This window comes from Pedobacter sp. UYP24 (assembly GCF_054057295.1).
In genome coordinates this window covers 1-11,839 of record NZ_JBSRZD010000010.1, presented here as the reverse complement: position 1 = coordinate 11,839, position 11,839 = coordinate 1, and the positions used below count along the sequence as shown (strand labels likewise).

Annotated in this window: 8 protein-coding genes; 5 read left to right on the top strand and 3 right to left on the bottom strand. The window is 37.9% G+C overall.

Going from position 1 to position 11,839, the window contains the following annotated elements:
- Positions 1-15 precede the first annotated feature (15 nt).
- Positions 16-1,200, bottom strand: coding sequence for a PAS domain-containing sensor histidine kinase (locus ACVWYN_RS15430; protein WP_457289879.1), 1,185 nt, complete (start codon positions 1,198-1,200; stop codon positions 16-18).
- 191 nt (positions 1,201-1,391) lie between these two features.
- On the opposite strand from ACVWYN_RS15430, the gene ACVWYN_RS15425 reads away from it, so the two are divergent.
- Entirely contained in the window at positions 1,392-3,236 is a 1,845-nt protein-coding gene (locus tag ACVWYN_RS15425; RefSeq protein WP_457289773.1) for a hypothetical protein, read from the top strand.
- Positions 3,237-3,301: 65 nt separating this feature from the next.
- Positions 3,302-3,982: a 3-keto-disaccharide hydrolase gene (locus ACVWYN_RS15420; RefSeq protein ID WP_457289772.1), complete on the top strand. Its 681-nt coding sequence runs from the start codon at positions 3,302-3,304 to the stop codon at positions 3,980-3,982.
- Here the strand turns inward: ACVWYN_RS15420 and alaS are convergent.
- Positions 3,979-6,687 carry an alanine--tRNA ligase gene (gene alaS / locus ACVWYN_RS15415; RefSeq protein WP_457289878.1) on the bottom strand — a complete coding sequence of 903 codons (2,709 nt, stop codon included), beginning with the start codon at positions 6,685-6,687 and terminating at the stop codon, positions 3,979-3,981. The two genes, ACVWYN_RS15420 and alaS, sit on opposite strands and share 4 nt — an antisense overlap.
- Before the next feature lie 190 nt (positions 6,688-6,877).
- Between alaS and ACVWYN_RS15410 the strand changes: the two genes are divergently transcribed.
- Complete coding sequence (locus ACVWYN_RS15410) at positions 6,878-7,213, top strand: MerR family transcriptional regulator (RefSeq protein ID WP_457289771.1); 336 nt, start codon at positions 6,878-6,880, stop codon at positions 7,211-7,213.
- Here the strand turns inward: ACVWYN_RS15410 and ACVWYN_RS15405 are convergent.
- Positions 7,197-7,757 carry a thioredoxin family protein gene (locus tag ACVWYN_RS15405; protein WP_457289770.1) on the bottom strand — a complete coding sequence of 187 codons (561 nt, stop codon included), beginning with the start codon at positions 7,755-7,757 and terminating at the stop codon, positions 7,197-7,199. The genes ACVWYN_RS15410 and ACVWYN_RS15405 overlap by 17 nt on opposite strands.
- Before the next feature lie 154 nt (positions 7,758-7,911).
- On the opposite strand from ACVWYN_RS15405, the gene ACVWYN_RS15400 reads away from it, so the two are divergent.
- Together ACVWYN_RS15400 and ACVWYN_RS15395 are read left to right on the top strand one after the other, a co-directional pair.
- Positions 7,912-10,419, top strand: a complete 2,508-nt coding sequence (locus tag ACVWYN_RS15400) for a glutaminase domain-containing protein (protein ID WP_457289769.1) — start codon at positions 7,912-7,914, stop codon at positions 10,417-10,419.
- Between the two features lie 647 nt (positions 10,420-11,066).
- Positions 11,067-11,579: a transposase gene (locus tag ACVWYN_RS15395; protein WP_457289768.1), complete on the top strand. Its 513-nt coding sequence runs from the start codon at positions 11,067-11,069 to the stop codon at positions 11,577-11,579.
- Positions 11,580-11,839: the final 260 nt, after the last annotated feature.

The window sequence follows — 11,839 nt, the reverse complement described above, 5'->3', positions numbered from 1 at the left end:
GGAATTTAGCAAGAATTAACTTTTAAATGATAGGCTAAACTTAGCCCCCTTATTCAGTTCACTTTCAAAATGCAACTCGCCATTCATCAATTTGGCATAGCGCAGTACGATGTTCAACCCTAATCCTGTTCCTGGAATACTGCCAGTATTGTGTGCCCTAAAAAATGGCTGGAATAGGTGTTGCTGATCGGATTCAGGAATCCCTATCCCATTATCGTTTACAGTAACTGTACACTCCTTTCCATTGAGTTCAGTATTGAATTCAATGAAAGTATGCTCACCCGAGTATTTAATGGCATTTGAGATCAGGTTGATCATACAGTTTCTAAGTAAGTTTTGGTCCATTTTAACCATGCTTTCAACACCAGTATGCTGATAAATAATATTCTGATTTGCTTTAGTGATCATCTGCATCTCTTCAGTAACCTCTTCTGAAAGTTTTACCAAATCAAAAGGTATAAAATTAGGCTCAATGTTGCCAGCTTCCAATTTTTCTAATGAAAGAAAATCGTTTAATATGGTAGTTAAATTTCCAACTGCATTTTTTATCTTAATAACATGTTTTCTAATATTCTCATTATCAAATGGCTCCGCATATTTGTCAATTAATACTGAAGATAGCTGAATAGAACTAAGTGGTGTCCTAAACTCGTGTGAAGCCATGGAAACAAAACGACTTTTCATTTGGTTAAGCTCCTTTTCTTTAAATAAGGATAGGCTAACCTCTTCTTTAGCTTCTTTAAGGGCAGTAACAGTTTTTCTTAATGATATTGTTCGTTCTTCTACCAGCTCTTCCAATTCTGCAGCATATTCCCGTAAACGTTGTTCAGCTTCCTTTTCTTTGGAAAGATCATGAATAAAGCCAGTATAGATATTACGCTCATTATACTTTACTTCGTTTACTGCCAATCGAAAAGGGAATGTGGAACCGTCTTTTCTCAATCCCCGAACTTCCCTTCCTGTTCCTATTATTCTTTTCTCCCCTGTATGTTTATACCTTGCAATATAACCATCATGTCCACTCCGGTCGGGTTCTGGCATTAACATAGAAATATTTTTTCCTATCACTTCTTCTATGCTATATCCAAAAAGCTTTTGTGCGGCTGGATTTAAGCTTTCGATTAAACCACAATCATCTATGGTGATAATGCCGTCAATGGCTGATTCAATAATTGCCTTTAGGAGTTTAGCACTTTCCATCATATTTATTTTCTCAAATATAGCCAAATTGCCGGCTTCGACTCTCGCAAATGTAATCCGGTCAATTGTCTTTTTATATGATTTAGGTTAGGCTCTTCTATTACCTGCATCACTAAAAATGGTGACCGCAGTCACATTTTATCAGAAAGTTTCTGGCCTATTTTGCCTTGTCACCAACTCAATTTAATAACATGAGCCATACATTTCATATTCCAGTTCTAGGTTTGGGTTACTCTATAGATACTCCTTTACGTGTTGCCAGATACGGCATATCTTCAGTGGTTTCCATTGTAGATGATGACCTGACTGAAAGAATGCGCGAATTAATTTCAGAAGTTCACAAAGAACCTTACCTGCCAATTAAAAAGAATGAAGCCAATTGTAGGGCCCTCAGGATAACTGCATACCTCAACCTGCTGGACAAATTGGTGAATGAGCAGATCAGCGCCATGAAATTTCAAAGCTTTGAAGAGGAGAATGACCTATGTAAGTATTTCGAACTATTGCCAAAAAAAGACAAACTGGCTATTGAATACCAAGGGATGCTTAAAATTCCAGCTGGTTGTAAAAGAAGTCGGGTTCAAGCTAATTTAAAAGGTAAATTAATGCCCGGAAAGATTTCTGTGAACATCATGTCTAAGGTGGATAAATTAAATTATAAAGATGGGATTTATCTGGGTGATGATAATACGGATGCTTTAGCTGCACTTCGTGGTTTCGCAGAGAGCACAATTAACGGATCTGTGGTGATTTCAGCTGGATTAAATCCTAAACTTTTTTCTTACATGACCTCTTTTAAAGTTTTTAATCCACTGCCAAACGGTAAGTTCTATAAATCTATAGTATTAAAGGTGAGCGATTACCGCTCTGCATTAATACAAGCAAAAGTATTGGCAAAAAAAGGATTGTGGGTATCAGAATTTAGGATAGAATCTGGGTTAAATTGCGGTGGACATGCATTTGCAACTGAGGGCTTTTTACTCGGCCCAATTTTGCAAGAGTTTAAAGATAAACGTGCAGAGCTATACAATGAACTATATCATCTTTATGATCAAGGATTCCTATTAGCAGATTCTATTGTCAAGTGTCCGACTAAATTGAGTCAGAAAGTAACTGTACAAGGTGGAATAGGTACTGCAGAAGAGCACGATTTCCTAATAGAATATTACCAACTGGATGCAGCTGGCTGGGGTAGTCCATTTTTGTTGGTACCCGAAGCAACCTGCGTAGACACGCAGACTTTAAAAGACCTGGCTGAAGCAGTTGAGAGCGATTACTACTTAAGTGATGCCTCCCCACTTGGCGTACGTTTTAATAATTTTAAAAAGAATACGGCAGATAAACTGCGACTGGAAAGAATTGAGCGCGGAAGACCGGGCAGTCCATGCACTAAAAAATACCTTATAAACAATACAGAGTTCACTACTCAACCCATTTGTACAGCCTCAAGAGAGTATCAGCATTTAAAGTTAAAACAGCTCAATTCTTTAGCTTTATCAAAGGATGAATTGGATAAAAAAACTGCTTCAATAGTTGAAAAACTGTGTTTATGCGAGGGATTATGTACTTCTGCATACCAAGTCAACAATATACTTAAACCTAAAGAAAATAAAGCTGTAAGCATTTGTCCTGGCCCTAATCTAGCCTATTTCAACAGTAAGTATACTTTAAAGGAGATGATTGATCACATCTATGGCAGAATGAACTTATTACAGGGTGTTTACAGACCTAATTTATTTATAAAAGAGCTGAGCCTATATTTGGATTATGTGCAACAGGAAATCTCTGCTAGTCTGAATGTGAAAACAGCACAGCTAGAGGGTTGGAAAGAAAAGCTAACTGAAATTAACAGCAAAAAAGCAAAGTACTTTGAACGCTTTTGCAGTCAGCTTAATAGCGGCTTAAATTATTATAGGGAACTTTTTATAAAAGCAGACCCAGCGTTAATCATGTGGAGTTCAGAGCAGTTGCAAAAACTAGAACAGGTATCGAAAAGTTTGCATTCTTTATATCCAGCAGAAATATCATTGGGCTAATTTCACATCATAGCAATAATTGATTGTCTAAATTAGTATATTGATAATCTAAACAAATAGTAAACATGAGCATTAAACCTAAAAGCTACCTCCTTTCACTCCTTCTTATCACTTGTTGCATAGGAGTTTCCGGCCAATCTAAGCGTCTATTTAACGGAAAAAACCTTAAAGGATGGCATGTAGATGTTCCTGAGATGGACAAAAACCCAAATGCAGTCAATCCCTTCATTATACGAGATGGCATGCTTGTTAGTTTAGGCACACCTGGTGGTCACTTGATTACAGATGCCATTTATAAAAATTTTAAAATTGAAGTACAATATCGCTTTGCAGGCAAGCCAGGCAATTGCGGTTTATTGGTTTTTGCTTCTACACCGAGGGCATTGTATGATATGTTTCCAAAATCAATTGAAGTGCAGATGGAACATACTAATGCAGGAGATTTCTGGTGCATACAGGAAGACATTTCAGTGCCCGACATGGAAAGCCGCAGGGGCGATAAAACGCGGTGGGGTGTTAACGGCGATAAACTTCGTAAGATTGAGCGTTTGGTACAGGGCGTTGAAAAACCTGTAGGAGATTGGAATAAAATGGTTGTAGAGTGTAAAGGAAACCAGATTAAAGTATGGGTAAACGATATATTCGTTAATCACGGTTCCAACTGCACAGCAAACAGTGGAAACATCGCACTACAATCTGAAGGATCTGAAGTTGAGTTCAGAAAAGTTGAACTCACAAAACTTTAAACAGTTTTGTGAGCTAGTTCTTCTGCCTTCTGTAGAACAGCTTTTAGTCCATCTTTATTCTTACCACCCGCAGTAGCAAAGAAAGGCTGACCACCACCTCCACCTTGAATATCTTTAGCTAATTCTCTAACGATATTAGAAGCATTTAAGCCCTTATCTTTAACCAGATTTTCTGACAACATTACAGTAATTCCTGGTTTATCTTCTATTAGTGAAGTAAATACCAGAAAAAGCTCATCAACCAAGTCCTTAACAGCAAAAGCAAGGTTTTTTACTGCGTCAGCATTTGGAAGATCTACATAAGTCGCAATAAAATTGATACCATTTATGGTTTTAACATGATGTACGATTTCATGCTTCAAATTTGCAGACTGTTCTACAACAGCTTTTTCAGCTTCTTTTTTAAGCCTGGTATTTTCCTCTATCATTGCAGATAGTGCAGCTGTCAAATCCTTTGTTCCTTTAAACAATGATTTTAGCTCATTTAATTCACGATTTTGCTCCAAAATAAATGCTTCAGCTTTATCTGCTGTGATAGCTTCAATTCGCCTTACTCCTGCTGCAATACCACTTTCAGATGTAATTTTAAAATAACCTATATTTCCGGTAGCCTGAACATGAGTACCTCCACAAAGCTCCTTTGAATAATGATCATCGAATGTGATGACCCTGACTAAATCACCATATTTTTCACCAAACAAAGCGGTAACCCCACTTGATATCGCCTGATCGTAAGGCACATAGCGCTGCTCTTTTAAAGGAATATTTTCTCTAACCTTTTGGTTTACCAGATGTTCTATCTTAGCAAGATCATCATCGCTGATCTTCTCAAAATGAGAAAAATCAAAACGCAAGTAGTTAGAATTCACCAATGATCCTTTTTGATTCACATGGTTTCCCAAAACACGCTTTAAGGCCGCATGCAATAAGTGTGTAGCTGTATGGTTAGATTCCGATAATTCTCTTTTTTCCTCATCAATTACAGCCCAGAATTGACCTTCCAAATCTTCAGGCAGGGTATCTGTAAAGTGAACAATAACACCGTTCTCTTTTTTAGTATCAGTAATTTCAACAAAGAAAAGCCTGCTATGGTCTTCCAATCGACCAGTATCACCAACCTGACCACCACTTTCTGCATAGAAAGGTGTTTTACTCAGCACAATCTGGTATTGTTCCTTTCCTTTAGAAATTATCTTACGGTATTTTATAATTTCTGTTTCAGCTTCAAAATCATCATAACCCAAAAACTCTACTTCAAGATTTGGATTTACTATAACCCAATCTCCTGTATCTATAGCTGTTGCAGCTCTTGACCTTTCCTTTTGCTTTAATAATTCTTTATGGTAAGCTTCCATGTCTACCAGCCAGCGCTGCTCTCTGCCCATTAAATCTGTTAGATCTATTGGAAACCCGTAGGTATCTTGTAATTCAAATGCGAACTCTCCTGAAATCACCATCTGGTCTTTCAAAATACTGTAAACCCAACTATCTGTAAACGACTTTTCAAGCTCAATTGCATTCTCAGACATCAATAATTCACCTTGCTTTTTAGTATAGCTATCAAAACGTTGTATACCTGTTGCTAAGGTTCTTAAGAAGGAAATTTCTTCTTCCAAAACAACCTTTTGCACAAAGTCTTGCTGTAATACAAGCTCTTCGAATACCCCTTTAAATTGTTCCGCTAAAATTGGAACCAACTGATTAAGAAAAGGATTTTTAAGATTTAAAAAAGTATAAGCATAACGTACCGCACGGCGCAAAATACGGCGGATTACATATCCTGCTTTATTGTTTGAAGGCAATTGTCCGTCAGCAATCACGAAAGCAATGGCGCGAACATGGTCTGCCATAACACGCATCGCGATATCAGTTTTTTCATTGGCACCATACTCAACGCCTGAATGTTGCGCAATGTACTGGATCAGCGGCTGGAATACATCGGTGTCGTAGTTTGATGATTTCCCCTGAAGTACACGTACCAATCTTTCAAAACCCATACCCGTATCTACGTGCTTTGCAGGTAAAGAATGTAAAGAACCGTCTTTTAGGCGGTTAAACTGCATAAATACATTATTCCAAATCTCTATCACCTGAGGATGATCGGCATTAACTAACAATTTACCAGATACTTCGTTACGTTCGTTTACAGGTCGGCAATCCACATGGATCTCAGAACATGGTCCGCAAGGTCCAGTATCTCCCATCTCCCAAAAATTGTCCTTTTTATTACCAAGGATAATGCGATCCTCAGGCACAAACTGCTTCCAAAGGTCGTATGCCTCGGTGTCTCGTTCAAGGCCTTCCTTTGCATCACCTTCAAAAATAGACACGTAAAGTTGGTCTTTGGGTATCTTGTATACTTCGGTAAGTAGCTCCCAGCTCCAGGCAATGGCTTCCTTCTTAAAATAATCTCCAAAACTCCAATTCCCTAGCATCTCGAACATGGTATGGTGATAGGTATCAATTCCTACCTCTTCCAAATCATTATGTTTGCCAGAAACCCGGAGACAGCGTTGAGTATCAGTTACACGCGGATATTTGATCGGTGCCTCACCCAGGAACAAGTCTTTAAACTGATTCATTCCTGCATTGGTGAACATCAGTGTAGGATCGTTTTTAACCACAATAGGCGCTGACGAAACAATATGATGTTGTTTTGATTCAAAAAAATTTAAATATGCCTGTCTGATTTCCTTCGCTGTCATCATTAGATTGATTAGACGGCAAACTTAGATAAAATTGCAGTTCAAAGCAATTTTATACCAACACCAGTACGCATTTATATGCATTATCAATTCAATAAATCTGAGATAAAGTGTTTGTAAATAAAACTATTTTATCTAAGTTTGAATACTTTAAATAAATGCTGTAAAACTCTAATAATCAACCTCAATTATGCCATATAAAGAACGGGAAATCAACAAAATGTACTACACCATGGGTGAGGTTACTGAAATGTTTGGCGTAAATGCTTCCCAGATTAGGTTTTACGAAAAGGAATTTGATGTACTTCAGCCAAAGAAAAATAAGAAGGGCAATAGGCTTTTTACGCCAGAGGATATTGAGAACTTAAAGATGATTTTTCACCTGGTGGACGATAAAGGTTTTACCCTTAAGGGTGCCAAAGAGCACCTTAAAAGCAATGGCAGTGAAGTAAAAGAAAATCAAAAAATCATTGCATCTCTGGAAAAATTGAAAGACTTCTTATTAAAGCTTAATGAGGAGATCTAAAAACAGACAATATTTCTGCCTGGAAGCTCTTACCCTTATCTTCATTATACCATTTCTGCAATTCAGTTTTCAGTAAATTAAAATCGGCACCATCCTCTTTTAGCTTGTGGTACAATTCCTGACATTTTGCAGGTCGGGGCCCCCAATTCACCAAATCCTTGCCCTGTTCATCTCTGATAATAAATTTAGGTATGGCTTTTCCACCATTTGTTAGGTATTGTGATATTAGAAACGGCTCACTATCACGCATTTGGTAATCTATAGTGATCAAAGGATTTAGCAAACTCAATTTGTGAATAAATGGTATAGTATGAGATGCATCTCCGCACCAAGGTTCTGTAATTACTATCCAACTTTGCGGCTTATATATAGAAGCCACAGCTTTTACCAAAAGCGGATCCACTACCCCAACTTTAAGCCAGCGATGCTGTCTTGCCCTGTTCATTTTTGTATAGTCGAGATAATCGATATTGTTGTAAGGTGCTGGAGCATTGGGGCTTCCAAGGATTTCCTCAAAGTAATCCTGATACTGTTCAAAGTTCATTTCGATAGCTTTATAGAACAAAATTGATGATTTTGGAGCGTTATCTCGTCTTCAAATTGCCATAAAACTGGTAGTTACGAGGAAAATTGATATTTTAGCGAATTAATAACGCTTGGCATTTGCAATCTATTTACACCATTAACCCACACATTAAATGAAAAAAATCAACCCAGTTCTAAAATTGAAGATCTCTATACAAGGAGTGCTAAAACGTTTAACGTTTTTAGGATTTATTGTTGCTAGCGGATTTTTAAAAGCGCAGGACAGAAAAGCACCCTCGTATCCGTTAATTACACACAATACGTATTTCAGTATCTGGTCTAACTCAGATAACCTGTACGACTCTTCTACTTCTCACTGGACTGGAGTTGACCATTCCCTACTGGGCATGATCAGTGTAGACAACAACATTTACCGTTTTCTAGGTAAGGAGACACCAAATTTTAAAACCGTTATTCCTGCATCAGATGAAAAGGCTTACCAGGTTAGCTATACAGAGAAAGAACCTCAAGGAGATTGGAAATCACTTGAATACAGCGCTGGCGATTGGGAAACTGGGTCTGCACCTATAGGTGATGATGCAAAAACTGTTAAAACCTCATGGAAATCTCATGATATATGGGTACGCAGAACGTTCGACGTTGCCAACCCATCGGCTATAAATGAATTATTCCTAAAAATAAACCATGATGACAATATTGATCTCTATTTAAATGGAAAAAAAATATACTCCAAAACAGGATGGACCAACAGTTTCCAGTACATCTCATTGAGCAATAGTGATAAAAGTGCAGTTAAAGCTGGCAAGAATGTTATTGCAATACACCTGATCAATACGGCTGGTGGCCGTTTCCTTGACTTCGGTTTAGCAGACAAACTGAAAGACAATGCCGCTGCTGTTCAATTGGCTAAACAAAAAAGTGTAGACATTAACGCAACGCAAACCATTTATAATTTTACTTGCGGCAAGGTAGATCTTAAACTTACGTTTACCTCGCCTCTATTGATGAAAGACATGGCTGTGTTTGCACGTCCAGTTTCTTACATCACTTATAAAGTTCAAGCAAACGACGGTAAAAATCACCAGGTAAAAGTATACTTAAGTGCATCTTCTGATATCGCGGTTTACAATCCTTCACAGGAAGTTAGCGCAACCAAATACAGCACTGCTAAGCTTTCTGTTTTAAAAACAGGAACTTTTGAGCAACCTATCCTCAAAAAGACAGGTGATGATATGCGTATTGACTGGGGTTATTTCTATGTGGCAGCTCCAAAAACAAGTGGTGCCGTTCAATTCATTACACAGCAATCTCAGGCTAGTGATGCTTTTAGAAAAGGAAATTTAACATCAACAGCAAAAAATGGCAAATCGCTTGCATTAAACACCATACTCCCATTTGGTACAGTTGGAAAATCTCCTGTGGAGAAATACCTGGAGCTTGCTTACGATGAAATATATTCAGTTCAGTATTTCAACAAAAATTTAAGACCATGGTGGAATACTTCTGGTAAAGAAACCATTGAGGGTCAGTTAACCGCGGCCTCAAATGAATATAAAACCGTTATAGCTAAATGTGAGACTTTGAACGCCAACTTATATGCAGATGCACTACAATCTGGCGGAAAAGAATATGCGCAACTGTGTGTAATTGCCTACCGTCAAAGTATTGCTGCACACGCATTGGTTAAAAGTCAGCAAGGCGAACTATTGTGGTTGTCTAAAGAAAACAACAGTGGCGGTTTCATCAACACAGTTGACGTAACATATCCATCAGCGCCATTATACCTAATTTACAACCCACAGTTGCTACAGGGCATGCTAAATGGTATTTTCTATTTCAGTGAAAGCGGAAAATACCCTCACCCATGGGCAGCACACGATTTAGGAACTTACCCATTGGCAAACGGACAAACTTACGGAGAGCCAATGCCTGTTGAGGAGTCTGGCAACATGATTATCCTTACCGCAGCAATTGCTAAAGCAGAGGGTAATGCTGAATATGCTAAGAAGCACTGGAAAACACTTACTACCTGGGCTGATTATTTGACAAGAGAAGGTCTTGATCCAAAAACGCAGTTGTGTACCGATGATTTCGCTGGCCACCTTGCCAGAAATGCAAATTTATCTGTTAAAGCAATAGTAGGTATTGCCTGTTATGCTCAAATGGCACAGACACTTGGTTATACAGATGTGGCAAAAAAATACAGAGCTATTGCTGATAGCATGGTGCCAAAATGGATAGAAATGGCTGATGCTGGCGATCACTATGCATTAACGTTTGATGACAAAAACACATGGAGCCAAAAATACAACCTGGTTTGGGATAAGGTATTAAAACTAAACTTATTCCCTCAAAGGGTTTATGATACTGAAATTAAGTATTATAAAACTAAAGTAAATAAATATGGTTTGCCTTTAGATAGTAGAAAAGCTTACACTAAGAATGACTGGATTTTATGGACTTCAGCTTTTACCAGCAATCAAAAGGATTTTGAAGCTTTAGTTATTCCTGTTTACAAGCATGCTATTGAAACTGAATCAAGAGTACCGTTAAATGATTTCTATGATTCAAACACAGGAATTCGCGATAATTTCAAAGCGCGCAGTGTAGTTGGCGGTTTCTACATGAAAATGCTGAAAGATAAGTTGTCAGATAAATAACTTTAATCCCTGCCCTTACGAGCCAGCAACGACGAGTAAACATCTAAGTTTCCGTTATTGCTGGCTCGTTTTGTAATGTATTTTCATGAACAGCATTAAGATCTGGAGAAACATAACATACTGTTCATCTGTATGAAAATAGAAGCTCCTATCAACAAGCTTTTAATACGTCAATGAACTTCTTCTACCCTGCTATCACAGCTGGCAGTTTAAATCTAATTAGTTAACTAATTAAAAAGTTGAAACCGGTACACTTGCCTATTAATTTTAGCTGATCAGCGATGGCGGAGTGTGTTCCAGATGCCCAAAAATTATTCTGGTTTAACCGTTGTATTATTATGATTTTAGCTTATCAAAAGCTCATTTTATTACAAGTGCAAATATAGGTAAAATAATTGATATTTCAAAGTGAATTAACGGAATATTAAGAATTAAACATGTTGATTTACAGTTGTTTAATTAAATTTTTTACAGACATGGAGAGATTGGTCTTATAGTTGAATTATAGCTTTTATTGCTACTATATTTAGAGCTTGGTTCAACCTATTTTATCTCAAGATTCGTTGCTATACGTTCAGGGCACCTTATTGTCTCGTCCTGAATTAACTATACACCTGACTTATTAACACTTATTAGTACTTTGGACAATGTCAAAAGAAGTATCGGGTAAAAGATTTGGGCGACTTTATTTAGAGTCCTTCAAACAGGATATAGTAAAGGAGGCAGAGCTCGAGGGCAGTCTGGCCCTGGTTTGTGAGCGACATGGGATAAGCAAAACGGCTATTCAGGATTGGATGAAGCAATATGGGAGTGCTTTTTATCATGCAGGTAAAAGGAAAAGACGTAGCCTTTCAGAGCGAGAGGGTATTGCTCGTGAAATTGTTTCAGGACATCTTAGTATAGAAGATGCAATGCTGAAATACAATGTCAATGACCGGGATACGGTAAGTCTTTGGCTCCGTCAGTATAAAAAAAGGCAGCAGGAGCTTTTAGAATTATTGCCGCAGGCAAATGTTTTAGCAGAGCTGGAATCACTGCCGGGGTCAGCATCAGAATTAAAGCTGGCAGAGCTGAAGATCAGAGCATTAGAGGTCATGCTTGATATCGCAAGTAAGGAATTTAAAGTGGACATCAGAAAAAAGTTTGGGGCCAAACCGTGATACAACTCAGAGAACAAGAGCTGAATATAAGTGTATCCACACTATGTTCACTGTTTGGCAAAACCAGGCACGCCTATTATAATCATCTCTGGCAATTGGAGCATGTTGTTCTTATACAGGAGATTGTACTTCAGGAAATAGCCTCTATAAGAAAAGATCTACCTGCCTTGGCACCAGAAAACTTCATTTTTTGCTAAAGGAGCCACTTCTTAAACATAAAATAGCTGTAGGAAGAGACTATCTCTTTGACTTGCTTGCCA